Source organism: Curtobacterium sp. UCD-KPL2560, assembly GCF_001705035.1.
Lineage (GTDB): Bacteria > Actinomycetota > Actinomycetes > Actinomycetales > Microbacteriaceae > Curtobacterium.
Genome location: NZ_MCIG01000053.1, coordinates 1 through 24,543 on the forward strand (window position 1 = coordinate 1; position 24,543 = coordinate 24,543).

The window sequence follows — 24,543 nt, forward strand, 5'->3', positions numbered from 1 at the left end:
GGGCGCGGCGGGTCGGGCGCGGCGGGTCGGGCGTGCCGCCTCCGGCGCGGCGGGTCGGGCTCCTGCCACTGTCCCAGCCGACGCGTCGGTGGCAGCGCGTAGCCTCGTGCCATGTCCGGGAGCGACGAGCACCCCACCGACCACACCGACGACGACCACGCGCCGGGCGACGCCCACGGCACGGGCGATGCCCACGCCACGGGCGACGCCTACCCCCTGGGCGACCTCCACACCGACCAGGGCCCGATCACCGACCGCGTCCTCGTGGCGGGTGGGCTCGCCGACCTGCCCGAGGTCCGCCGCATCCTCGAGGAGCTGCCCGACTCCGCGTACGGGCAGGTCTTCGTCGAGGTCGCCTTCGCCGACGAGGTCCGGATCCTGCCCGCCCCGCCGCACCTGACCGTGACGTGGCTGGTCCGCAGCGACTGGCCGTCGACCATCACGACGCTGTTGTTCGCCGACCACGGGGAACTGCTCGCCGACGCCGTCACGGCGTGGGCCGCGGAGTGGTGCGTCCTCGGTTCCGAGCCCTACACCGCGGTGTGGATCGGGTGCGTCGACAGCCCCTGGGTCGAGCGTGCCCGGTCGATCGTGCAGATCGACCTCGCCGCCACCGGGCAGCAGGTGCAGGTGGAGTCCGGCGGCTGACCGCTGGTCGCGCCCGTCACGGACGGGACCGGTCGGCCGGGAGGCGCGGCTCGGGGCGACGGGGCCGGTGCGGTCCGCCGACGGGTCGCGGTGTCCCCTGGTGGCCGGGTCGACCGCCGCGGCGACCGGTCCGACGCTGCACACGGCGGCGCGGCCTGCGGTCGCGTGCGGCCCGGCCGGGGCCGGTCAGGCCCCGTGCCTCGCCCCGGCGTCCTCGAAGAACACGTCCGGCGCGTCGACCCGCCGGTCGGTGACCGTCGTCGGGCTCTCCAGGTGGACCGCGCCAGAGGGCAGGATGCCGGCACCGCCGAAGCGCTCCATCACGCGCCACTGGGCGACGACGTCCTCGCCCGCGTGCTCGCTCGGCAGCGCCGACCAGAAGCCGAACCCGCCGACGGCCTCGAGCGCGTCCCGGTCGTAGAGCACGCAGGCCCCGACCCAGGCGACCCGGTACGGCACCCATCCGCCGGGCTCGACGTCGAGGTCGGCCGCGACGTGCGCCGGGTTCGCGGCGTTGTGCAGCGAGAGCCGGTCGAACGCCGGTGTGCCGCGGCGCACGACCTCGGGGACGACGGGCCCGTCCCACCGCTCGAACACCGCCGTCTCGTGCGGGCGCCGGTCGGCCAGGTAGGACAGCCCCTGCACCGCGCTGCCGACGAACCCGCACCCCAGGTCGTGCAGGGCGTCGAGCATCCGGCGGAGGGCGCCCGGTTCGAGCCAGACGTCGTCGTCGAGGTACAGCACCGCGGCGGCCGCGGCGTGGTCGAGCAGGTGCTGCCGGTGCTCTGCCAGGCCACGCCGTTCCGGGTGCGCGAGGAGCGTGACGGGGCGGCCCTGTGCCTCCAGGACGCGGAGCATGGCGGCGACCGCCGGCGCGGTGGCGGCGTCCTGGCCCGCGGACTGGTCGCTGAGGACGAGGCGGAGGGCGACGTCGGTCTGGGCGGCGAGCCCGGCGAGGGTCGTGGCCAGCTCGGCCGGACGACCGACCGTCGGGACGAGGACGTCGACCTCGACCGCGGGACCGTCGGCGGCGGGACGTGCCCAGTCGCCCGACCAGCGGGCGACCGGGAGGGCCGGTGCGGTGGACGTGCCGGGGGCGCTCACGGTGCCGGGTCGGGCTCGACCGGTTCGGCGGTCGGGGCGCGGTCGTCGGAGGGACGGTCGACGGGGACCGGCGCGGCGTCTGCCGACGGTGCGGGGTCGGCCGCCACGCGGCCGGCCGCGCTCGCTGCCGCCGCGGTGTTCGCCGCTGCCTCACGGATGCGTCGGACGACCGCCGTCGTGGAGTGCTCGGGGACGTAGTCGACCATGACGACCTCGCCGCCGTACGCGCGCACGACGTCGGTCTCGCTGAGCATCTCGGGGGAGTAGTCGCCGCCCTTGACGTACACCTCGGGGCGGAGGCGCTCGATGAGCGGGATGGGGGTGTCCGTCGCGAACACCGTCACGAGGTCGACGCAGGCGAGCGCGGCGAGCACGCCCGCGCGGTCCTCGGCGGTGTTGATCGGGCGCTCCGGGCCCTTGAGCCGGCGGACCGAGTCGTCGTCGTTCAGTGCGACGACGAGCAGGTCGCCGAGCTCGCGGGCCTGCCGGAGGTACGTCGTGTGGCCGCGGTGGACCACGTCGAAGCAGCCGTTCGTGAACACCACGCGTCGTCCGGCGGCACGGGCGGCGTCCACGGCGAGCGACAGGTCGTCGTGGTCGACCACGGTCGCGGCGGGGGCGGTCACCGACTCGAGCAGGGCGGCGGCCGAGCACACCGAGGTCCCGGCCTCGCGCACGACCACGTCGGCGGCGGCCTGGGCGACCGCGACGGCGTCCCGGAGCGGGGTGTCGACGGCGAGCGCGACGGTCGCGGCGGCGCAGAACGTGTCGCCGGCGCCGGACGCCTGCTGCTCGGAGGCGGGGGTCGCGCGGGTCCGGAACGCCTGCTCGGCGTCCGGCTCGAGCAGGACGGTGCCGTCCCGGTCGAGCGTGACGACGGCGGCGCGCGCACCGGACCGGGCGAGGACGTCGGCGCGGGCGTCCACCACGACGGGGACCCGGGCGGCACCGGCGCCGAGTTCCCGGCCGAGCAGGCCCGCGGTCTCGCCGGCGTTCGGCGTCACGAGGTCGGGGTGCAGGGCGGCCCAGCGGGTCAGGTCGTGCGCGTCGACGACCACCGCGTTGGGGCGGTCCCGGTCGAGCACGGGGACGACGTCCGACGGCTCGACGCCCAGGCCGTAGTCGCAGACCACGGCGGCGTCGGCACCGCGGACGGCACGGGCGACCGCCTCGGCGAGCCGTGCGCCGTCCCGGGCGTGCGGGGCCTCGGTGATCTCGTCGACGCGGACGACCACGCGGTCGCCGCCGACCACACGGGTCTTCGTCGTGGTGCGGGCGCCGGGGACCTCCACGAGGAAGGTCGTGTCCACGCCGGCGGCACTGAGCCGCTCGCGCAGCACGCGTCCGGACTCGTCGTCGCCGACGAGCCCGACCATCCGGACGCGGGCGCCGAGGGCGCGTGCGTTGACGGCGGTGTTCGCGGCGCCGCCCGGGACCGCGACGGTCTCGGTGACGCGGACGACGGGTGCGGGGGCCTCGCGGGAGACCCGTTCGGCCTCGCCGACCGTCCACTGGTCGAGGATGCAGTCGCCGACCACGACGACGAGCGGTTCGCGGTCGTCGACGGCGGCGACGAGGTCGCGGACGAGACGGACGTCGGCGGTCATCGGGTCTCCTCGGTGTTCGCTGTGGTGCCGACCCCGGAGCCGGTGGCGACACCGGTGCCGGCGGCGTCGGCGCTGGCGGCGTCGGTGCTGGCGGCGGCATCCGTACCGGCGGTGTCGCCGGTCTCGGCCGCCGCGGTGCTCGGCGTCGTGGTGGCCGGTGTCGTGGCGCCGGTCCCGGCCGCTGCGGTGCTCGTGCTCGTGCTCGTGGTCGTGGTCGTGCTGTCGGAGCGTCGTGCCGGTGCCGCCTCGAGGTGCACGACCGTCGTGGTCGTCATCTCGTCGAGCAGGTGCGGGCCGTACCCGAAGCCGGCGCCCGAGGCACCGCGGGGCTGGGCACTGCCGCCCGGTGCGCCGCCGAAGACGGCGTTCACCTTCACGGTGCCGACCGGCATCTCGGCCGCGGCACGCAGCGCGTGGCCGGTGTCGGCGGTCAGGACGGTCGCGGCGAGGCCGTAGCGGTCGGCGGCGGCGAGCCGGAGCCCCTCGTCGAAGGACTCGACGACGCGGACGGGGGCGATCGGCCCGAAGGTCTCCTCGGTCATCACGAGCATGGTGTCCGTGACCCCGGTCAGGACCGTCGCCGGGTAGAACGCTCCCGGACCGCCCGGGACGACCCCGCCGGTCTCGACCGTGGCACCGGCGCGCACGGCGTCGTCGACGTGGGCCTGCACGGTGTGGCGCAGCCGCTCGTCGACGAGCGGGCCGAAGTCGGCGGCCGCCGAGGCGGTGCGGCGCTCGGCCTCGGCGACGAGTGCGGCGACGAAGGGCTCGGCGACCGCGCGGTGCACGTAGACGCGCTCGACGCTCGTGCAGATCTGCCCGGTGTTCGCGAACGCACCGAGGGCGACCTGCGCCGCGGCCCACTCCGGGTCGACGTCGCCGTCCACGACCACGGGGTCGTTGCCGCCGTTCTCGCGGATGACGTGGGCGCGCGTGCGGGTGGCGACCTCGGCGAGGCGGTCGCCCGTCGCGGTCGACCCGACGTGCGCGTACACGTCGATGCCGTCCTGCTCGAGCAGGAGCTCGCCGGTGGTCGCGTCACCGTCGACCCCGACGAGGACGCCCTCGGGGAGCACCTCGGCGAGCAGGGCGTTCAGCCGGGCCATCGTGGCGGGGGAGCGCTCACTGCCCTTGTGCACGACGGTGTTGCCGGTCACGACCGCCGCGCCGAGGATCCCGCACGCCACGGCGACCGGGTCGTTCCACGGGGTCAGGGCGAGCACCACGCCGCGGGGGTGCGGGACGGACCAGTCGGCGGCGCCGAACTGCCCGCGGAGGGCCTCGCCGCGGTGGACCGGCCCGAGCTCGGCGTACTGGACCAGCGTGCCGATGCCGGCGTGCACGCCGCCGAGGGCGTCACCGGGGACCTTGCCGGTCTCGCGCGTGTTGAGGTCGGCGAGTTCCTGGGCGTGCGCACGCAGGTGCTCGGCCGCCGCGTGCAGGAGCGCCCCGCGCTCCGCCGGTGCCGTCCGTGCCCACGCCGGGAACGCCGCACGTGCCCGGGCCACCGCGGTGCGCACCTCGGTCGGCGCGGTGCGGGCGGTGGTCGACGCGACCGCACCCGTGACGGGGTCGGTGACGACGATCGCATCGGCGTCGGTCGCGGTCGTGGACGGTGCAGCGAGGGTCATGGATGTCCTTCGAGTGGCGGGCGGGGAGCCCCACGCTGCTCGGGCCACCCTGGGCGGCCGTCCGGGTGCGCGGTGCTCATCCGCAGAACGCAGGCGCCCCACGACCGTCGTCCGCGGAGCGCACCGGTGGTGGGCGATCCGGCCGTCGCGCGCCCCGTGCCCGCGCAGTCCGACCACGCTCTCGGGACCGCTCCGGTAGACGAGGATGCGTGCAGCTGATCGGCAACGGTGGAGAACGGTTCGACGACGTCCGGGAGATCGCGGTGCTCCGCGGTGGTGGCCTGGGAGACCTGATGTTCGCGGTCCCCGCACTCGAGGCGTTGGCCGCCGCGTACCCCGAGGCCCGCATCACCCTGCTCGGCACCCCGCTCGCACCGGCGGTCCTGCGCGGACGCACCGACGCGGTGCACGCCTTCGAGGAGCTCCCCGTCGCCCCCGGCGTCCGTGAGTCCGGCGACGGCGCCCCCGACCTCGAGGAGTTCGTCGCCCGGCTGCACGGCCGCTTCGACCTCGCCGTGCAGGTGCACGGCGGCGGGCGCAACTCGAACCCGTTCCTGCTCCGGCTCGGCGCCCGGCACACCGTCGGCACCGCCACCGAGGACGCCGAGGTCCTGGAGCGCTGGGTCCGCTACGTCTACTACCAGCACGAGGTGCTGCGCGGCCTCGAGGTCGCCTCGCTCGCCGGCGCCGCACCGGTGACGCTCGACCCCCGCGTCCGCGTGACGGACGCGGAACGCTCGGCCGTCCGGGAGCGCCTCGGCGTGACGGGCCGGCTCGTCGCGGTGCACCCCGGTGCCACCGACCCGCGGCGACGCTGGAGCCCGGAGCACTTCGCGGCCGTCGTCACCGCCCGGCTCGACGCCGGGGACGACGTGGTGCTCGTCGGCGACGCGTCCGACGTGCCGGCGTCGCAGGCGATCCGCGGCGCGGTCCCCACGGCGCTGCACGACCACCTGCACGACCTCACCGACGCGCTGCCGCTGACCGAGCTGCCCGCGGTGCTCGCCGCCGCCGACGTGCTGGTCGGGGACGACTCGGGACCGCGGCACCTCGCGGTCGCCGTGGGCACCCCGACGGTCGGCGTGTTCTGGTTCGGGAACGTCGTCAACGCGGGCCCGACCGACCGCGGGCGCCACCGCGTCCACCTGTCCTTCGTCACGCGGTGCCCCGTCTGCGGCGTCGACGTCACGCAGGTGGGCTGGACCGCGGAGCGCTGCGAGCACGACCCGTCGTACGTCGACGAGGTCACGCCCGAGGCCGTCCTGGCGGACGTCGCGGACCTGTTGGCCACGACGGTCAGGCCGGTCGCCGTCGCGCGCTGACGCACGATCGGTCGGGAGGCGCGACCCACGCCCGCCCCGCCGGCCCGGCCCGGGCGTCGGTCGCGTCGCCACGCGCGGCCCCGCACGTCGAGGTGCCGAGGACGCGCGTGGCGTGTACGTCGAGGTGTCAGGGGCGGCACGAAGAACGCCCCGAGGTTCCAGGATTCTGGGACCTCGGGGCGCTCTCGGCCCGAACCGGGCGACCTACGGCCAGCTGGGCTCGGTCGCCGGCATGATCGACAGCTCGCGGATCTCGCACCCGGCCGGCTGCGACAGCGCGAACAGGATCGCGTTCGCGACGTACTCCGGTTCGATGAGCTGCGCGTCCGGGCCCGGCTTGTACTGCTCGGTGCGGCCCTCGAAGAACGCCGTGCGCATGCCGGCGGGGATGATGTTCGTCACGCCGATGCGCCCGGCGGTCTCGGCCGCGAGGGCCTGTGAGAACCCGCGGACGCCGAACTTCGACGCCGAGTAGGCGGTGCCGTCGCCGACCCCGCGCAGCGCGAGCGAGGACGAGATCGTCACGACGCGGCCGTGCGTGGCCTCGAGCGCGGGCAGCGCGGCACGCACGACGGCGGCCGTGCCGAGCAGGTTCACGCCGACGATCTGCTCCCAGTCGCCGGAGGTCAGCGCACCGATCGGGGCCGGCTTGTCGATGCCCGCGGCGGTGACCACGGCGTCGAGCCCGCCGTGGCGCTCGGCGGCGGCGCGGACGGCCTGCTCGGTGGCCGCGGTGTCGGTCACGTCGACCGCGACGGCGTCGACGCCCTCGGGGACCGCGTCGACCCGCAGGTCGAGGACGATCGGGGTACCGCCGGCCTCGGTGACGGCGGCGACGACCGCCGCGCCGAGACCCGAGGCGCCGCCGGTGACGAGGACGCGGCCGATGGGGGTGGTGGGGACGGGCATGGACTTCCTTCCGGGAGGTCGTGGTGCGGTCCGTCGGTGGTGCCGGCGGACGGTCGTGGAGGTGGGGACCGGCGGACGGGAGGCGCGTGGCGGCGGTGCGCCGTGCCTCCCGTCCGGTGGGTGGTCGGGTGGGGCGGCGTCAGCCGACCCGCGCGATGGCGGCGGCGAGCCGGGTGGTCGAGCGCCCCGCGTGGAACGGCACCGTGACGACACGGCCTCCCCACTCGGCGAGCGTCGCCGCCTCGGGCAGCTCGCTCGCGGCGTAGTCGCCGCCCTTCGCCCAGACGTCGGGGCGGAAGCGGCGGAGCGCCTCGTCGGGGGTGTGCTCGTCGAACACGACCACGGCGTCGACGCAGTCGAGCGCGAGCAGCAGCTCGACCCGGTCGTCCTGCGTCATGATCGGCCGCTCCGGGCCCTTGAGGGCGCGGACCGAGTCGTCGGAGTTGAGGCAGACGACCAGGCAGTCACCGAGCGCGCGCGCCGCGGAGAGCGTGCGCGCGTGTCCGGCGTGCAGGAGGTCGAAGCACCCGCCGGTCGCGACGACCGTGCCGCCGGCGCTGCGGACCTCGTGCACGACCCGCATCGCGTCGCGGTCGACGCCGGGGACCGGGACGGGCGCGGGACCGTCGTCGGCGAACAGCGCGGTGACGCCGCCCGCGGCGAGGTACTCCGATGCGGCGAGCACCCCGGCGGCGACGGCGTCGGCGACGTCCGTACCCTCGGCCAGGGCCACCGCGACGCCGGCCGCGAGCCGGTCGCCGGCGCCGCAGGGGTCGCCCGCGGTGACCGACGGGGCGGGGACGAACCGGCTGTCGAGCGCGTGCGCGCCGCCGTCGGCCGAGGGACGCCGGCTCGCGACCAGGGCGCCGCGGTCGCCGAGCGTCACGGCCACGGCGGCGACGTCCCAGGTGGCGACGAGCGCTGCGGCGGCGTCGGTGGCGAAGGGCACGCCCTCGCCGGACAGGTCGGTGAAGCGCCGTGCCTCGCTCGAGTTCGGCGTGACGACCGCGGTGCCGGCGACCGGTGCTGCGCCCTTCGGGTGTGGGTCCCACACGACCGGGGTGTGCTCGGCGACCCGGCCGAGCGCGGCACGCAGGCCGGCGGAGGCGGCGACGCCGCGACCGTAGTCGGCGACGACGATCGCGTCGGCGCCCTCGAGCGCGGCGGTCATCTCCGGGGTGGTGTCCGGGACGGGCGGGGTCGCGCAGCCCTCGTCGATGCGGACGAGGGCGTGGTCGACGACCCGTACGCGGGTCTTCACCGGCGTCGGGGCGCCGGACGGTCCGGCGACGACGTGGACGTCCGGCAGCAGGGCTCGGATCTCGTCGGCGCGGTCGTCGTCGCTCAGGACCGTGACGAGGGTGACGTCGTGGCCGTCCCGGGCGAGCATCGAGGCGACGAGCCCGGCGCCACCGGCACGGCGGTCGTCGGTGCGGACGTCGACGACGGGGACCGGGGCGTCGGGGCTGAGTCGTTCGCTCGTGCCCGAGACGTCGACGTCGAGCAGGGTGTCGCCGACCACGACGACGCGGCGGCGTGTGCCGTGCGTGCCGGCAGTGTCGGCGGTCTCGGTGGCGCGGGGCGTGCCGGCGGTCTCGGCGGTCTCGGTGGCGCGGGGTGTGCCGGCGGTCTCGGCTGCACCCGGTGCGCCGCTCATCGGCGTGCTCCACGGCGCAGGGCGGGCTCCATCGCTCGGCACAGGGCGTGCACGAGGACGAGCTGCGCCTCCTGCACGTTCGCCGACGGCCCCTCGATCCGGATCGCGTCGTCCACGGCGTCGGCCAGCGGGTTCGGGCCGGGGCCGGTCATCGCGATCGACCGGGCGCCCACCGCGCGGGCAGCCGCTGCGGCGCGGAGCAGGTTCGGGCTCTTGCCGCTCGTGCTGAGCAGCACGACCACGTCCCCGGCTCGGGCGTGCGCCGTGACCTGGCGGGCGAAGACCTCGTCGAAGCCGTAGTCGTTGCCGATCGCGGTGACGGCGGACGACTCGGCGTGCAGCGAGATCGCCGAGTACGCCGGGCGGTCGCCGTCGAAGCGGCCGGTGAGCTCGGAGGTCAGGTGCTGCGCCTCCGCGGCCGACCCGCCGTTCCCGGCGGCGAGGAGCCGACGACCGGCGACGAGCCGTGACGCGATGTCGTCCGCCCAGGCGGCGATGTGGTCCTTGTGGTCCACGAGCGACGCGATCACCGGGACCGAGGCCGCGATGTGGTCGACGACGGTGCGGACGCTGCTGTCCTCGGTGCCCGGGTCGCGGGTGCCGGCCTGCTGGTCGATGGTCATCGTGCGGTCCTCTCCGTCGGGAGCGTGGAGCGGGAGGTCCGTCCGACGCGGGTGGGGCGGGAGCCCGTGGTCGTGGTGGTCGGCACGGCGGCCGACCCGGCGACGAGCCGTTCGTAGACGCGCTCGCTGTCCGCGGCGACCTTGTGCCAGGTGTACTTCGTCTCGGCGCGACGTCGCCCGGCGCGGCCGTACGCCTCGCGACGCTCCGGCTCGTCGAGCACGAGGCCGACCGCGGCCGCGACCGCGTGCTCGTCCCGCGGGGGGACGTGCAGGCCGGTCGCGTCCTCGACGACGGTGTCGATGAGGCCGCCGACGCTCGACGCCACGACGGGACGGCCGCAGGCCATCGCCTCGAGCGGGACGATCCCGAAGGGCTCGTACCAGGGGGCGCAGACGACGACGTCGGCGCTGCGGTACACCTCCGGCATGTCGTGCTGGCCGAGCTGCCCCCGGAAGGACACGTGCTCGCGGACACCGAGCGAGCGGGCGAGGGCGTCCAGGCGCTGGTACTCGGGGTCGTCGACGAGGTCGGCCCCGGCGACACCGGCGCCGCCGACGACGACGAGCTCGACGTCGCGTCCCTCGTCGAGGAGCTTCGCGAGGGCGGCGATCGTCGTGCCGACGCCCTTCCGGCGCACCAGGCGCGACGCCGTGAGCACACGGAAGGTGCGACCGCGCTCCTCGACCGGTCCGTCGGGCGTGAACAGCTCGGTGTCGACGCCGCAGGGCACGACCGAGATCGCGTGCAGGGGGACGGCGAGCGCCTTGAGCTCGAACGCCTCGTCGGAGCAGGTCGCGATGACCTGGTCGGCGGTGCGACCGACCGCGGGCTCGACCCACTCGCGCTCCCCGGGGCTCGTGTCCGCCGTCCCCTGGTGCCGACGCTTCACGACGCCGAGCGCGTGGAACGTCTGCACCACGGGGATGCGGACACCGCCGGTGCGCGCCTGGACCTGCTGGACGGCGTCGATCGCTGCGTGACCGGACATCCAGAAGTGCCCGTGCACGACGTCGGGTCGGTCGAGGAACCACTCGGCGGCGAGCACCGAGGCGAAGGTCCCCATGTACGGGTACAGGTCGTCCTTCGGCACGTGGCGCGCGGGTCCGGCGTCGACGTGCACGACCTCGACCCCGGGGCGCAGGGCGACCCGGACGGGCAGGTCGGCGTCGTCGCGGCGGGTGTACACGGTGACCTGGTTCCCCCGGTCGGCGAGGGCCCCGGAGAGCTCCGCGACGTGCACGTTCTGTCCGCCGGCGTCCACGCCGCCGAGGACGGCGAGGGGGCTGGCGTGCTCGGAGACCATGGCGATCCTCATCGCGCGCTCCCTTCCAGCGCGGGCGTCGCCGCGCGGTCGCGTCGCGCTCCACGCGCGACGGCGTCGTCGAGGAGGTCGTCCCAGTCCGCCAGGTACCGGCCGAGCGCGTGCCGCGCGAGCGCGGCCTCCCGTGCCACGGCACCGCGGCGGCGGGCCTCCTCGGGGTCCTCCAGGAGCGTCCGGGAGGCGCGGACCAGGTCCGCCACGTCGGTCGCGATCGCGCCGGCGTCGGCGGGGACCGACCGCGGCGCGTCCGTCGTGGCGAGGACGAGCACCGGCATCGCCATGTGCATCGCCTCGATGAGCGAGAGCCCGAGGGACGTCCACCGGTTCGGGTGCACGTAGGCGCGCCGCTCGGCGAGCGCGGCGTGCATCGGGTCGGCGGGGACGTCGCCGAGCGGGACGACGCGGTCGCCGAAGCCGAGCTCCGGGAGCCGGTCGGTGCCCATGCCCCAGACGTCGACGGGTGCGACCGCGGCGAAGCGGGGGAGCAGGTCGGTCCCGACCACGCGACCCCGGCGGACCGGTTCGTTGATGACGACGCCGAACCGCTCGAGCGCCCCGGTGTACAGCGGACCCGGGTCGACGACGCCGTGCTCGACCACGGTGGTGCGGGTGCGACCGCAGTCCCACATCAGGGCGTTCCAGTGCGTCACGTGCGCGATGACGAGGCCGTCGCGGTCGCGCATCGGGTGCAGGCTGCCCGGCACGTCGACCCGCGGGGCGTTGTGCTCGACGAAGACCATCGGGACGTCCCGGCCACCGAGCAGCCGCCGTGCTTCCTCGAGTTCCTCGGTGCGCTGGAGGACGACCACGTCGACCTCGGCGTCGACCAGGTCGGCCGGGTCGATCTCGATCGCCGAGTCCGGCCAGTCACGTCCGCCTCGGCCGAGGCCCCAGCCGTCGCGGGCGGGGGTGGTCGGGATGAGGTACTCGTGGGGGCCGCGGACGAAGGCGTCCATCCAGCCGCCGTGCACGTGCCACACGAGGATCCGCATGCAGGGCCTTCCGTCTCGTCGGTGCCCCTCCGGGAGGCCTGCGGCCGGGGTCGGTGACCCGTGGTCGAGGAGAAGGAGGAGCAGTGGCGCACGCTACGCAGCGACTGCTCCTCCTTCTCGCAGGCTTCCGCGCGATCATCCGCGCAGCGCGACCACCAGTCGCTCGTGGGCCGCCAGGACGTCCTCGACGCGCACTCCGGACAGGCACGGGTGCCCGGCGACCGGGCACTCGCGGGCCCGGCTGAGGCGGCACGGTGCGGCCTGGTCACCGAGCAGCTCGACGGCCGGGGCGTACGGCGCCCACTTCACCGCGGGCACCACGGGGGAGAACAGGCTGACGATCGGGGCACCCACCGCGGCCGCGAGGTGCGCGGGCCCGGTGTTGCCGACGACGACCACCTCGGCGCCGGCGAGCACGGCCGCGAGCTCGGCGGGGCTCGTGCGGCCGCCGAGGTCGAGCGCGGTGTCGCCCGCGACCGTCGCGGTGAGCGCACGTTCGCCCGGGCTGCCGGTCACGACGACCGGGACGCCGCGGGCCGCGTACGCGGCGACGAGCGCGCGGTGGTGGCCCTCGGGCCACGACCGCGCCGGGACGCTCGCTCCTGGGTGGACGACCACGTAGCGGTCGAGCGCGACCACCTCGGGCGGTGCGACGGCGTCGTGCCGCACCGCGAGCCTCCCGTCGTCACCCGGCGGCAGCCGGAACCCGGCGGCCTCGGCGATGCGCAGCGCCCGCTCCGGTTCGGGCAGGTCCTCGGGCAGGTCCTCGCCGGGCCGCAGCCGCACGTCGAGCAGCGACCCGGGGTGGTCGACCGAGGCGCCGGAGACGCGGGCGACCCCGGCCAGGCGGAGGAGCAGCGCGACCGGCAGGGGGGACTGGTGGAACGAGGTGAGGACGACGGCCTCGTCCGGCTGTTCCTCGGTGACGAGCGCGCGGAACTCGCCGAGCAGGGCGTCGTCGATCGGCCGGGCGGTCTCGGTGACCCACGGCGCCGCCCACACCCGCACGCGGTCGACCCCGGGCAGGAGGTCGGCAGCGGGGGAGCCCTGCGGCCCGCAGAGCATCGTGACGTGCGACGCGCCGGCCGCGACGGCGCGGACGGCGGGGCCGGCGACCAGGACGTCACCGAACGAGTCGAGGCGCACCACGAGGACGCGGGGGCGACGGGGCTCGTCGGCGGGGGACGTGCCTCCGGTCTCCGTCCCCACGGGCGTGCCGCCCGGCTCCCCGCTCACGCGCGTGCGGCGGGGACGCGGGCGAGCACCGCGGTCACGGCGTCGTCGAGCGAGTCGACGACGGTGTCCGCCGCGTCGACCTCATCTGCCCGGGTCCGCGGGGTGGGCACGAGGATGCCCTGCGCGCCCGCGGCGACCGCGGCGCCGACGTCGGCGCCGATGTCCCCGACCACGACGAGCTCGGACGGGTCGATCCCGAGCCGTTCCGCCGCGTCGAGCACCATGCCCGGCCGCGGCTTCCGGCACCGGCAGTCGTCCCCGGCGTCGTGCGGGCAGACACACCACACGTCGAAGGGGCCGACGAGCTCGTCGACCCGGGCGTTCGTCGCGTCCACCTGCTCGCGGGTGGCGAGGCCCTTCGCGATCGCGGACTGGTTCGTCACGACGCCGACGCGGAGCCCGGCGGCACGCGCACGCTCGACCGCACGGTGCGCACCCGGCACCGGCACGACGAGCCGCGGGTCGGCGTTGTACGGGACGTCGATCACGAGCGTGTCGTCACGGTCGAACAGGAGACCGCGCACGACGCGGTCCTTCGCGAGGGCCATGCCCCAGTGCTACCGGAGCGCACCCGCGAACGCCCCCAGTGCGATCCGGTTAGCGTCGCCGGGGTGACCGCCGTCCCCACGCTGCCCCCGTCCGACGGGCGCCCGGACCTCCTGGTCCTGCGCGCCATCAAGCTCGGCGACGCCCTCGTCGCCGTCCCCGCGCTGCACGCCCTCCGCCGGGCCTTCCCGGGCCACCGCATCATCCTCGCGACCACCGCCTGGCTCGCCCCGGTCGTCGAGCTCCTCCCCGTCGACGTGCACCTCGCCCAGCACGGGCTCGACCACGCGATCGCCGCGCCGCACGGTGCTGTCGACGTGGCGGTCAACCTGCACGGCGTCGGCCCGGAGTCGTCCGACCTCGTCGCCGCGCTCGGTGCGCGCCGGGTGATCGGCCACGCCGACCCCGCCCACGGGTACGACGGCCCGGAGTGGCCGGACGACGTCCACGAGCGCGAGCGCTGGGCACGCCTGGTCACCTGGCACGGCATCCCCGCCGACCCGGACGACGTCGCGATCGCCCGCCCCGAGACCCCCTCGGTCGCGCCCGGCGCGGCCGTCGTGCACGTGGGCGCCTTCCACGGGGCCCGGCACTGGCCCACCGACCGGTTCGCGGCCGTCGCGCGCGGGCTGCGGGAGCGCGGACACGACGTGGTCCTGACGGGAGGCGCGGACGACGTCGACCGCTCGGCCGCCGTCGCGCAGGGGGCCGGTCTGGCGCCGGAGGCGGTGCTGGCCGGCGTGCTCGACCTGCAGCCGTTCGCGGCCGTGATCGCCGACGCGGCGGTCGTCGTCACGGTCGACACCGGCGCGGCGCACCTCGCGTCCGCCTACGGCGTCCCGTCGGTCGTGGTGTTCGGTCCGGCACCGCCCGAGGCATGGGGTCCGCCGGCGTCCGGCCCGCACGTCGTCCTCACCGACGCGTCGGTCCGCCGTGGCGACGTGTTCGCCGAGGACCCGGACCCGGCGCTCCTCGCGGTGGGCGTCGACGACGTGCTCGCCGCGGTCGACTCGCTGCCCGTGAGCGTCCGCAGCAGCGCTCGGTAGCGTCGAGGACGACCTGTCCTGCTCGAAGGGAGCACCCCGTGTTCGAAGCTGCTGACGTCCGCGACTGGATCGGCCTCGCCGTCGTCGACGACACCGAGGACAAGATCGGCACCCTCGAGAGCATCTACTACGACACCGCCACGTCGGAGCCGGCCTTCGGCTCCGTGACCACCGGCCTCGTCGGCTTCCAGAAGCTCCTGTTCGTGCCGCTCGTCGGCGCCACCGTCGCGCCGAAGCACCTGCGCGTCGCGTTCCCGAAGAAGCTCGTCAAGGACGCGCCGTCGATCCCGACCGACGGCGAGCTCGAGGCGACGACCGAGCCGGTGCTGTACGAGCACTACGGCCTGCAGTACCAGACCGGCAGCGGCGGCGAGCGGCGCCTGGGACGGCGCTGACCGCGGCGGGCGGGTCGGACCGGTAGCCTGGTCCGTCCCGCCCGCGCCCCCGCGCGGCGGTGTCGTCCGTCCCGTCCCGTGGAGGTCCCCCTGCTGCGCTCCCGGATCCCGCGCGCCCTGGCCACGGCGCTGGCCGTCGTCCTCGTCGCCGTGTGCGGGGTCGCCGTGGGCAGCGGAACCGGTGCCGGTGGCGTGCTCGGGGTCCCGTCCGCTGCTGCCGCGCCGATGTGGCCGGTGCCGGCCCCGTTCCCGACGACCGACCCGCCGACCGACACCCTCGCGGGTCTCCCGCCGGGCAGCGAGTACGTCGCGCTCGGCGACTCGTACTCCGCCGGCTACGGTCTGCCGGACCCGACCGGGTTGCCGACAGCGGTGTGCGGGCAGTCCGCGCGGGACTACCCGCACCGGATCGCTGCGCGGTACGGCCTCGTGCTGCACGACGTGACGTGCGGTGGGGCGACGAGCCGCGACGTCGTCTCGGGCCACCAGTTCAAGGGCGTGCCGCCGCAGATCCGGGCGCTGTCCGACCGGACACGGCTCGTGACCCTGTCCATCGGGGGCAACGACGCCGGGCTGTTCAGCACCGCGGCCTCGTGCCTGGCGCTCGCGCCGGACGGTCCGGTGTTCTCCGGGCGGGACGCACCGTCGTGCCGGAGCCAGCTCGTGCGCGGCGGTGTCGACGAACTCGGCGACACGATCCGGTCCGACGTCTCGCTCGGCATCGCCGACACCCTCGCGCGGGTCCGTGCAGCGGCGCCGAACGCGGTCGTCGTCCTCGTCGGGTACCCGGCGATCTTCCCCGACGCCGAGCACACGCCGAAGGGCGGTTGCTTCCGGCCGACCCTCGACCTCGGCACGTTGGCGGGGCGCTTCCCGACCGACACGTACCCGTTCACCGACACCGACGTGCGCTACCTGCACGGCGTCCAGGCCGACCTCGACGAGGTCTCGGCCACGGCGGCCCGCGCCGCGGGGGTGTCCTACGTCGACGCGTTCACGAGCACCCAGGCGCGGACCGCGTGCGCGACGAGCCGTGCGTACGTCGAGGGGGTGACGTTGGAGGGCAGCCGGAACCTCAGCCGCATCGACCTCGTCGCCGGGTCACTGCACCCGAACGAGCGCGGCGTCGCGTACCTGACCCGGCGGGTGGCCGCCGAGCTGCAGACCCTCGCCGGCTGATCCCGACCGTGGCAGCGCCGGCGCGCGGGCCCCGTCCCGTCGGGCTAGCCTCGGGCCGTGGTCACCAGCGCCGGACTCCTGCTGCACCGCGGATCCGTCGCGGGCGGTGACGCGGAGGTGTTCCTCGCGCACATGGGCGGCCCGTTCTGGCGCTCCCGCCCGCGCGCCTGGTCGATCCCGAAGGGCCTCGTCGAGGCGGGGGAGGACCCGCTCGACACCGCGCGGCGCGAGTTCGCCGAGGAGATCGGCGTCCCGCCACCGACGGGCACCGTGGTCGACCTCGGCGAGGTCCGGCAGGCGTCGGGCAAGCGCGTGCACGTGTTCGCCGTCCGTGCGGAGGACTTCGGCGTCGACGTCGTCCGGAGCAACACCGTGCGACTCGAGCTCCCGCGGGGGTCGGGCCGCTTCGTCGAGGTCCCGGAGGTGGACGACGCCCGGTGGGTGCCGCTCGCCGCGGCGCGGGACCTGCTCGTCGCGGGACAGGTCCCCGTGCTCGACCGCCTGCCGGGCTGACGGCCCGGAGCCCGCGGTCCGCCGCGCTCCCGCACGACCAGAGGCAGCTCGCGCCACGTCGTTCCGTGGCGCGACGTGCTTCCGTTTGTGTGCAGCCACCGCCTGTCGAGCGCCGCCCGGCGTGCGCAAGGCGCGACCGCCGCGCAACCACCCACCGGCCTGGAGGCGCAGCTCCAGTCCGCCCCGCGCCTCCCGTCCGGCGGTGCCGCGGTTCACCGCGCTCCCGCACAACCAGAGGCACGTCGCGCCACGTGGTTCCGTGGCGCAACGTGCCTCCCGTTGTGCGCAGCCACCCCGCGTCGAGCGCCGCCCGGCGGGCGCAGCGCGCCGGCGCACCGCGCGCGACGACCCACCGGCCGGGAGGCGCAGTACCAGCCCGCCCCGCGCCTCCTGTCCGTCGGTTCCGCGGTTCACCTCGCCTCCGCACAACGGGGAGCACGTCGCGCCACGTCGTTCCGTGGCGCGACCTGCCTCCCGTTGTGCGCAGCCACCGCGCGTCCAGCGCCGCCCGGCGTGCGCAACGCGCCCGCGCACCGGGCGCGACGACCCACCGGCCGGGAGGCGCGGCACCAGCGCGCCCCGCGCCTCCCGGCCGACGGACCCGCCACGGGTTCCGTCGAGGCAGGCACGGACATGCTCTCGCTCATCGGATAACCTGAGGACTCGTCAAGGATCCGGCGCGGGACAGGGGAACACTCATGCGCCGACTGCGCACGATCACGGCCGGCGCGACCGGCGTCGTCCTCGGACTGGGCCTCGTGCTCGCGGGGGCGACCACAGCGACCGCCGCGACCGAGGGGCACTGGGGTGTCTTCACCGCCACGGGGAAGGCGGGCGCCTACACCGGTGAGGTGGCCCTGCCCGGCTTCCCGACGACCACCTGGACGTCGACCTCGCGCCAGGCACAGGTCATCGGCGGCACGACGACGGGTCAGGGCCCGTCCACGCCGCCCGGCGCGGTCTACGGGGACAGCAGGGGCAACTCGTACCTCAACCTCCGTCCGGCCGCCGACCGCCCCGACGCGTCGGGTGCAGCCAGGACGACCTACACCTTCGCGGGAGGCACGCCCGGTGCGGGCGGGTGGTCGTTCGTGCTCGGGGACATCGACGCCGACCAGGCGACGATCGCGGCGACCCTTGCCGACGGCAGCCCCGCCTCCGTCGCACAGCTCGGGTACCAGGGGTCGTACAACTCGTGCTCGACCGTCTCGCCCGGCGGGTGGAGCTGCCCGAGGGACCCGGGCGGTGTGCCCGCCGGGCAGGACGTGCCGACCTGGGACGCCGCGACCGGCGTCCTGCGTGGCAACGCCGGTGCGGTCGACACCGCGGGGGCGACCGCGTGGTTCACGCCCACGGCCTCCCTCGCGACGCTCACGATCGCGTTCCAGCAGCGCAGCGGTGCCCCCGTCTACCAGACCTGGTTCGCCAACCGCACCTCGTCCCTCTCCGGCACCGCGACCCTCGACGGGGCGGCCCTCCCGGACGCCCTGGTGACGGTGACCGCACCGAACGGGTCGGTCGTCACGACCACGACCGACGCGCAGGGGCGCTGGTCCGTCCCGGCGCTGACACAGGCCGACGGCTACCGGGTCTCGGTCGCGACCCCGGACAACGCGACCGTGCAGACCGCCCCCGGCCCGGTGTCCCTCCGCGTCGACGTGACGGGCGCCGACACCGCCTTCGTCACGCCGCCCGGCACCGTCGCGGTGGACGGCACCGTGGTGGACACCGCGGGCACCCCGGTCGCCGACGTCCCGGTGGTCGTCAGGGACGCGACGGACGGCACGGTCCTCGCCGAGGTCACCACCGACGGTGACGGCGCCTGGACCGCCGTCGGTCTCCCCGCGGGGTCCGCCATCGTGGCGAGCGTCGTCGGCGGCACCCCGGTCGCGGCCACGACCGGTGCGGACGGCGCGCCGACCGTCGTCCTGGCGCCCATCGTCGTGCAGGCACCGCTCGCCACGATCAGCGGGCGGGTCACCCTCGACGGTGCCGCGCCGAGTGCATCGACGGTCGAACTCGTGCAGGCCGGGAGGGTGGTCGCGACCACCACCACGGCGCCCGACGGCTCCTACGACTTCCGCGTCCTTCCCGGGACCTACACCGTCCGCACCACCGAGCCCGTGGTCGGTGCGACGGGCAGCACCGAGGTCACGGTCACGGCGACCGGCTCCGGGACGGCGACCGCGGACTTCCCGTTCGCCACGCCCGTCCCGTCGACCACCTCACAGGCGGGGTCCGTGAGCTACCGCGGCGGCGCTCCGGTGGCCGGAGCGACCGTGACGGCCCGACCGGTCGAGGCCGGTTCGGGCACCGTCGTCGTCGTGACGACCGCAGCCGACGGGTCGTACGACCTCACGGGTCTCACCCCGCTGACCGACTACCGCCTGACCGTGACCGGTGCCGAGACCACGTCGGTCACGACGGGTGCGACGGGAGCTGCGACCGCCCGGGTCGACTTCGTCCTCCCGCTGCCGACGGTCGACCAACCCGGAACGGTCACGGACGCGGACGGACGGCCCGCCGCCGGCGTCCCCGTCGTCGCGACGCCCACCGCGGGTGACCCGGTGTCCACGACGACCGCGACGGACGGTACCTTCACGCTCCCCGGTCTGCAGTCGGCGACCGAGTACGACGTCGCGGCCGGCACCGGAGCGACGGCGGGTGCCGCGCAGCGGGTCACCACGGCGGCCGTGGGTGCCACGCCGGTGCCGCTGGCGCTGCGCCTGCGCGCCGCCGCCGTCACGCCGGGCCCGGTGACGCCCGCTCCGACACCGGGTGCCGGCCCGACGGCCCCGAGCGGCGTCGGGAGCGCGACTCCCCGCGGGCCGCTCGCGTTGACCGGCGCGGAGGTCGCCCCGACGGCGATCGCCGCGGGTGCTCTGGTCCTGATCGGTGCGGCCGTCCTCACGGCGCGCGCCGCCCGGACGCGACGGCGGGTGGGCGCCGGGCGCGGCTGAGCGCGGCGGGCTCGCGCGGGGCCGCGGGCCCGCCGACCCGGAGGCGCGGCACCAGCTCGCCCCGCGCCTCCCGCCCGACGGTTCCAGGGTTCCCCGCGCTCCCGCACAACCAGGAGCACGTCGCGCCACGTGGTTTCGTGGCGCGACGTGCCTTCCGTTGTGCGCAGGGCACCGCGGCCGCGGCCGCCCGTCGGTCTGGAGGCGCGGCATCAGCCCGTCCCGCGCCTCCCGTCCGGCGCTCCTGCGGTCCGCCGCGCGGCCGCGACCGCCCCATCGGTCTGGAGGCGCAGCGCCAGCCCGCCCCGCGCCTCCCGTCCGGCGGTTCCGCGGTTCACCGCGCTCCCGCACAACCAGGAGCACGTCGCGCCACGTGGTTCCGTGGCGCGACGTGCCGACCGTTGTGCGCAGCGCCCGCGCCCGCGCCTGCGGCCGCGACCGCCCCATCGGTCTGGAGGCGCAGCGCCAGCCTGCCCCGCGCCTCCTGCCCGGCGCTCCCGCGGTCCGCTGCGCTCCCGCACAACCGGAAGCACGTCGCGCCACGTGGTTCCGTGGCGCGACGTGCTTCCGGTTGTGCGCAGACAGCTCGCACCGCGCGGCACGCGCGCAGCGCAGCAGCCCGCGGCACGCGCGCAGCGCAGCAGCGCAGCCTCGCCGCCCCTCAGCCCCGGTGCGTCCGCACCGACCCGGTCGCCGTCCGCACCGACCCCGTCGCCGTCCGCACCGTCCCCGTGACCACGCCGATCGACCCGGTGAGCGTCTGGATCGCCCGTCCGACCACCGGCACCGACGTCGTGACGACCGCGAGCGACGAGGTGATGGCCTCGATCGACGACGTCGACAGGTGCTCCTGCGTGTGCGAGTGTACCGGGAACCCGCGCCGCGCGAGGAGCACGACGCCGAGCGACCCGACGAGCACGACCGCACCGGCGAGCGGCATCCACTGCAGCCCGACGGCCCCGAGCGCCTGTCCGCCGACGGCCGCGCCCCCGGCGATCCCGATGTTCGACGCACCGTTGACGAGCGCGCCGGCGATGTCGGGGGAGACGCCCCCGGTCCGGATCGCCGCGGCCATGAAGAGGGTGCCCGTGGTGCCGTTGGCTGCCATCCACACGCCGGCGACGACCATGGTCCCGACGAGGGAGCCGTGCACGAACGGCAGCAGGGCGAAGGCGACGACCATCACGGCGATCGCGGCGAGCATGGTCTGCCGGGGCGCACGGTCGACGAACATGCCCGCGAGCCAGAGCCCGACGATCCCGGTGCCACCGAGCACGAGCAGCGCGCCGCTCACCATCCCGGAGTCGAGTCCGGCGTCGATCGCGTACGGGCCGATGTACGTGTAGACGACGTAGTGGCCGCCGAAGAGCAGCAGGTCGGCCACGACGACCGACAGCAGGCCGGTGCGTGCCCATGCGCGCGGCGAACCGATGTGGGGCGACGCAGCACCGCGGACGGCGGGCAGGAACGCTGCGGCGACGACCGCGAGCCCGGCTGCCGCGACGGCCACGCCGCCGACGGCGGGACGCCAGCCGACGCTCTGCGCCACCCAGGTCGCGAGCGGGACGCCGAGGACGAAGCCGAGCGAGCTGCCGGAGTACACGAAGGCGATCGCGCGGCCGGCCAGGCGCGGCGGGACGATCCGGGTCGCGTAGGCCGAGGCCACCGAGAAGAACAGCGCGTGCGCGACGCCGCCGACGACCCGGCCGGCGCACACGACCGCGAACGAGGGTGCGGTCGCGACGAGCACGTTCGACACCGCGTACCCGACGAGCGTCGCGACGAGCACAGCCTTGCGGGGGAGCCGGGCGGTGAGCGAGGTGAGCGGGAGCGCGAGCAGCGCCACCGCGGCGGCGTACACGGTCACGACGATGCCCATGGTCGACTCGCTGACGCCGAGGTCGCGGCTCATGGTCCCGAGCAGCCCGACCGGCATGAGCTCGGTGGTGATCGCGAAGAACGTCGCGAGACCGAGCACGGCGATGCCGACGACGGACTGGGTGGTGACGGTGATCGGCCGCGTGTTCGTCGACACGGCCGAGGTGGTGGTGTTGGTGGACACGCTGCTGACCTCCTCCGGGGCACGGCGGAGCACGCGTCTGACCGGACCGTCGTGACGGCGGTGCGAGGTGCGCGCTCGCGGTGGGTGTGGACCGGGTCGAGTGACCCGGGATGGTTGTGGACGACTCCACGGCGAGTGCGCTCATCCAGTGTTGCACGCTGCATCCGGATTGCGCGAGGGGCGGAGCCGAGAAAGTCCTAGGAGCGCTCCAACGCAGTGCTGGAGCGGGCATTCCCGATCAGTTCTCGTTCGTCACCGTGCCCTGGACGGCGCCGCCGCGCAGCGTCACCGTGAGGGTCCCGCTGGTCGACTGCGCCGAGAGCGACACCGACCCGTGCAGGGCGTCCTCCCGCGGGTAGCAGGCCGTCGTCGACGCCAGGCGGTTCGCGGTGGCGACCAGGCAGATCGTCGACCGGTCCGTCCCGACGCCGGCCCACACGTTCCAGGGCGTCTCGAACGCGCTGCCGTCGAGCGCACGGTTGGTGAACACCAGGCGGGTGGTCCGCAGGCTGACCGGCGCCTCGACCGGCCCCGGCAGCTGGTCCGCGTAGGTCTGCGGGATGTCGAGCAGCTCCTCGAGCGTCACCGCACCGGGCGTCGGGGTGGTCTGGGGCGCCGACACCGTCTGTTCGTGCGCGGTCCCGACGACCGTGCCGGCACCGAACGCCACGACCGCGGTCACGGCCGCGCCGAGCACGATCCAGATCCGTGGTCGCGTCGTGCGGACCGCCTCGCGGACCCGGGTCACCAGGTCGCGACGACCGCCGTCGCGGTCGGACGGGAGGCCCGACCCACCGCCGCCTCGTCCGTCGCCGCCGTCAGCGGGTGCGTCCACGACACGGGTCGGCTCGCCGGGTCCGCGCACGCCCGGCGGTCCGTCGGAGCGTGCGCGGGCGGACCCCGTCACGTCGTGGTCGTGGTCGTGGTCGACCGGCTCCGCCCCGGCTGCGTCCGTCCCGGGGAGGTGGGTCGACGACACCGCGGCGGGTGTGCCGCTCGACGGTCCGGGTCCGGGTCCGTCGGCCGACGGCGCGGAGTCGGGGTGCACGCTGCCCGCACGGCCATCGTCGGACGGCACGAGCGCTGCCAGGGCGACCCGGGCGCGCGCGGCCTCGTCGGGAGGCGTCGCAGGGCCCCAGGCGAGGGCCTCGAGCCGTGCTCGTTCCCGTGCCACGTCGTCGTCGACCATCAGCGCTCCCGGTCCGGACGCACCGGACCCGCCCATGCTCCCACCGGGACGACCCGCGTGCCCGTTCCCCGGGGCCCACCGTCCGACCGCTGTCCAGTCGGCGACGGGTAGACGGGTGCCATGACCGCAGACACCGGACCCGACACCACCACCACGGGCGACGCCGAGCGCCACGACGCCGTCCGCCACGACGCCGACCCGGAGACCCTCGAGGCGCTCAGCCACGACACCCAGTCCGGCGAGGCCGACTACGTCGCGACGAGCCCCGGCGGCAGCGGGACGGAGCGCCACGTCCCGACCGCCGACGAGGAGCAGGGGCGCGGCACCGAGTACGACCCGGTCGACCAGGGCCCACAGCAGGAGGGCCAGGGCGGCTGACCCGACGCACCGGACCGGGTCGGTCGACGGGACCGACCCGGCCGTCGCGACCGGCGCGACCGCTGCGGGCGCGCGTGTCGACTCGGCGCTACCGGATCACCCGACGGAGCGCCGCCCGCTCGCCGTAGGTCCACACCGCGCTCGTGACGACGTACAGCGTCGCCGCGAGCGGTGCGATCCCCGCGAACACGACCGACACGAAGGGCACCCACCGGGCGACGGCCGTGGCGGCCCCGCTGCCCGGAGCCTCCGCCCCGTCGGCCACCGGCGCCACCGGGTTCCAGCGCAGGTTCGCCCGGCGGCTGGCCTCGACCACGAGCGCGAGGAGCACGAGCAGCAGCACGACGACCCAGGCGTGGGTCCACAGCGGGGACGTCAGCACCACCACGAGGGACCGCCCGAGCGGGATGCCGACGAGCGTCGCCTCGAGCAGCGTGTTCGTCACGCCGCCGATCGTCCCGTGGCTGAACAGCGTGTACACGAGCGACAGGACCGGAGCCTGCGCGAGCACGGGCAGGCACCCCGCGAGCGGCGAGACCCGCTCCGAGGTGTACAGCTCCTGCACGGCACGCTGCAGACGCTGTGCGTCGCGGCCGTGTCGACGTCGGAGCTCGGCCAGTCGCGGGGCGAGTCGCCGGCGGTCGCGTTCGGCCCGGACCTGGACGACGGCGAGCGGCACGAGCACGAGGCGCACGGCCAGGGTGAGCGCGACGACGGCGAGCGCCGAGGCGGCGTCCCCGACGACCAGGGAGAGGCCCTCGGCGAGGGCGGTGAGCAGGTCGGCGCCGCCGTGCAGCAGCATGCCGACGACGGGCAGGGTGGTGGGGTCCATGACGTTCCGTTCGGTGGAGGGACGGGCAGGCGTGACCCGACCACCGCGGTGGTCAGGCCGGCGTGCACACTCCCGGTGCCCGGGCGCGGACGTGTCCGTCGGCGTCCGGGTGACTCCACGCGATCCGTGTCGGCAGGTCGTCGTCGCGGTCGCCCCGCTGCGGGTGCAGGGGGGCGAGGTCGAACCCGAACGCGACCGCGAGCAGGTGCGCCACGAGCACGGCGACCGCGACGGCCGTCACCCCGAGGACGGCGACCACGGCGACGAGCGGCGCGGGGCCGATCGAGGGGTCGCCGAGCACCAGCGCGGCGACGATGCGCAGCAGGGGCTCGATCACGGTCATGGTGGGTTCAGGCTAGCGCCCCGCGTGGCTCGGTCGGCGGGCGGGTCCGGGC

The 24,543-nt window shown here is 76.0% G+C and carries 22 protein-coding genes; 8 read left to right on the plus strand and 14 right to left on the minus strand.

Annotated features, from left to right (window positions below; all coding sequences use genetic code 11):
- The first annotated feature begins 111 nt into the window (after nucleotides 1-111).
- On the plus strand, nucleotides 112-648 hold the full coding sequence (locus BEP24_RS11895; RefSeq protein WP_065963650.1) for an SIP domain-containing protein: 537 nt from the start codon (nucleotides 112-114) through the stop codon (nucleotides 646-648).
- 186 nt (nucleotides 649-834) lie between these two features.
- Here the strand turns inward: BEP24_RS11895 and BEP24_RS11900 are convergent, their stop codons facing one another.
- The 3 genes from BEP24_RS11900 to BEP24_RS11910 are packed head-to-tail and all read right to left on the minus strand — an operon-like array spanning nucleotide 835 to nucleotide 4,990.
- Nucleotides 835-1,752 carry a glycosyltransferase family 2 protein gene (locus BEP24_RS11900; RefSeq protein ID WP_065963652.1) on the minus strand — a complete coding sequence of 306 codons (918 nt, stop codon included), beginning with the start codon at nucleotides 1,750-1,752 and terminating at the stop codon, nucleotides 835-837.
- Entirely contained in the window at nucleotides 1,749-3,359 is a 1,611-nt protein-coding gene (rfaE2, locus tag BEP24_RS11905) for a D-glycero-beta-D-manno-heptose 1-phosphate adenylyltransferase (RefSeq protein WP_083230321.1), read from the minus strand. Before rfaE2 ends, BEP24_RS11900 begins: the two co-directional genes overlap by 4 nt.
- The gene (locus BEP24_RS11910; RefSeq protein WP_065963653.1) at nucleotides 3,356-4,990 is read right to left on the minus strand and encodes an aldehyde dehydrogenase family protein; all 1,635 of its coding nucleotides are present in this window, start codon (nucleotides 4,988-4,990) and stop codon (nucleotides 3,356-3,358) included. The genes rfaE2 and BEP24_RS11910 overlap by 4 nt, the downstream gene beginning before the upstream one ends.
- Before the next feature lie 209 nt (nucleotides 4,991-5,199).
- Between BEP24_RS11910 and BEP24_RS11915 the strand changes: the two genes are divergently transcribed.
- Nucleotides 5,200-6,312: a glycosyltransferase family 9 protein gene (locus BEP24_RS11915; protein ID WP_065963654.1), complete on the plus strand. Its 1,113-nt coding sequence runs from the start codon at nucleotides 5,200-5,202 to the stop codon at nucleotides 6,310-6,312.
- 204 nt (nucleotides 6,313-6,516) lie between these two features.
- Here BEP24_RS11915 and BEP24_RS11920 read toward each other — a convergent pair whose 3' ends face one another.
- The 7 genes from BEP24_RS11920 to BEP24_RS11950 all read right to left on the minus strand — a co-directional run bounded on the left by BEP24_RS11920 (nucleotide 6,517) and on the right by BEP24_RS11950 (nucleotide 13,599).
- The gene (locus tag BEP24_RS11920; RefSeq protein ID WP_065963655.1) at nucleotides 6,517-7,221 is read right to left on the minus strand and encodes an SDR family oxidoreductase; all 705 of its coding nucleotides are present in this window, start codon (nucleotides 7,219-7,221) and stop codon (nucleotides 6,517-6,519) included.
- Between the two features lie 139 nt (nucleotides 7,222-7,360).
- On the minus strand, nucleotides 7,361-8,878 hold the full coding sequence (locus tag BEP24_RS11925) for a PfkB family carbohydrate kinase (protein ID WP_083230322.1): 1,518 nt from the start codon (nucleotides 8,876-8,878) through the stop codon (nucleotides 7,361-7,363).
- Nucleotides 8,875-9,501: an SIS domain-containing protein gene (locus BEP24_RS11930; protein ID WP_065963657.1), complete on the minus strand. Its 627-nt coding sequence runs from the start codon at nucleotides 9,499-9,501 to the stop codon at nucleotides 8,875-8,877. The genes BEP24_RS11925 and BEP24_RS11930 overlap by 4 nt, the downstream gene beginning before the upstream one ends.
- Nucleotides 9,498-10,817, minus strand: coding sequence for a glycosyltransferase (locus BEP24_RS11935; protein WP_065963660.1), 1,320 nt, complete (start codon nucleotides 10,815-10,817; stop codon nucleotides 9,498-9,500). Before BEP24_RS11935 ends, BEP24_RS11930 begins: the two co-directional genes overlap by 4 nt.
- The gene (locus tag BEP24_RS11940; protein WP_065963661.1) at nucleotides 10,814-11,815 is read right to left on the minus strand and encodes a glycosyltransferase; all 1,002 of its coding nucleotides are present in this window, start codon (nucleotides 11,813-11,815) and stop codon (nucleotides 10,814-10,816) included. Before BEP24_RS11940 ends, BEP24_RS11935 begins: the two co-directional genes overlap by 4 nt.
- Before the next feature lie 135 nt (nucleotides 11,816-11,950).
- Nucleotides 11,951-13,024, minus strand: coding sequence for a glycosyltransferase family 9 protein (locus BEP24_RS11945; protein WP_065963687.1), 1,074 nt, complete (start codon nucleotides 13,022-13,024; stop codon nucleotides 11,951-11,953).
- A 23-nt stretch (nucleotides 13,025-13,047) separates the two neighbouring features.
- Nucleotides 13,048-13,599 carry an HAD-IIIA family hydrolase gene (locus BEP24_RS11950; RefSeq protein WP_065963663.1) on the minus strand — a complete coding sequence of 184 codons (552 nt, stop codon included), beginning with the start codon at nucleotides 13,597-13,599 and terminating at the stop codon, nucleotides 13,048-13,050.
- A gap of 63 nt (nucleotides 13,600-13,662) precedes the next feature.
- Between BEP24_RS11950 and BEP24_RS11955 the strand changes: the two genes are divergently transcribed.
- From BEP24_RS11955 to BEP24_RS11975, 5 genes are all read left to right on the plus strand, one after another.
- The gene (locus BEP24_RS11955; protein ID WP_065963665.1) at nucleotides 13,663-14,643 is read left to right on the plus strand and encodes a glycosyltransferase family 9 protein; all 981 of its coding nucleotides are present in this window, start codon (nucleotides 13,663-13,665) and stop codon (nucleotides 14,641-14,643) included.
- Nucleotides 14,644-14,681: 38 nt separating this feature from the next.
- Nucleotides 14,682-15,038, plus strand: coding sequence for a PRC-barrel domain-containing protein (locus BEP24_RS11960; protein ID WP_065963667.1), 357 nt, complete (start codon nucleotides 14,682-14,684; stop codon nucleotides 15,036-15,038).
- A 78-nt stretch (nucleotides 15,039-15,116) separates the two neighbouring features.
- Nucleotides 15,117-16,217, plus strand: a complete 1,101-nt coding sequence (locus BEP24_RS11965) for an SGNH/GDSL hydrolase family protein (RefSeq protein WP_065963669.1) — start codon at nucleotides 15,117-15,119, stop codon at nucleotides 16,215-16,217.
- A gap of 57 nt (nucleotides 16,218-16,274) precedes the next feature.
- Nucleotides 16,275-16,730, plus strand: coding sequence for an NUDIX domain-containing protein (locus tag BEP24_RS11970; protein WP_065963670.1), 456 nt, complete (start codon nucleotides 16,275-16,277; stop codon nucleotides 16,728-16,730).
- Between the two features lie 698 nt (nucleotides 16,731-17,428).
- Nucleotides 17,429-19,690, plus strand: coding sequence for a collagen binding domain-containing protein (locus BEP24_RS11975; protein ID WP_065963672.1), 2,262 nt, complete (start codon nucleotides 17,429-17,431; stop codon nucleotides 19,688-19,690).
- Nucleotides 19,691-20,348: 658 nt separating this feature from the next.
- Here the strand turns inward: BEP24_RS11975 and BEP24_RS11980 are convergent.
- The gene (locus BEP24_RS11980) at nucleotides 20,349-21,749 is read right to left on the minus strand and encodes an MFS transporter (protein ID WP_141693447.1); all 1,401 of its coding nucleotides are present in this window, start codon (nucleotides 21,747-21,749) and stop codon (nucleotides 20,349-20,351) included.
- Nucleotides 21,750-21,987: 238 nt separating this feature from the next.
- Nucleotides 21,988-22,938, minus strand: a complete 951-nt coding sequence (locus tag BEP24_RS11985; RefSeq protein ID WP_141693448.1) for a hypothetical protein — start codon at nucleotides 22,936-22,938, stop codon at nucleotides 21,988-21,990.
- Between the two features lie 120 nt (nucleotides 22,939-23,058).
- Between BEP24_RS11985 and BEP24_RS11990 the strand changes: the two genes are divergently transcribed.
- A complete protein-coding gene (locus BEP24_RS11990) occupies nucleotides 23,059-23,316 on the plus strand; it encodes a hypothetical protein (protein WP_065963679.1) in 258 nt (85 codons plus the stop codon).
- 88 nt (nucleotides 23,317-23,404) lie between these two features.
- Here BEP24_RS11990 and yidC read toward each other — a convergent pair whose 3' ends face one another.
- Both yidC and BEP24_RS12000 read right to left on the minus strand, forming a co-directional pair.
- Nucleotides 23,405-24,148: a membrane protein insertase YidC gene (yidC, locus tag BEP24_RS11995; RefSeq protein ID WP_065963682.1), complete on the minus strand. Its 744-nt coding sequence runs from the start codon at nucleotides 24,146-24,148 to the stop codon at nucleotides 23,405-23,407.
- A 52-nt stretch (nucleotides 24,149-24,200) separates the two neighbouring features.
- Complete coding sequence (locus BEP24_RS12000; RefSeq protein ID WP_065963684.1) at nucleotides 24,201-24,491, minus strand: hypothetical protein; 291 nt, start codon at nucleotides 24,489-24,491, stop codon at nucleotides 24,201-24,203.
- Nucleotides 24,492-24,543 lie beyond the last annotated feature (52 nt).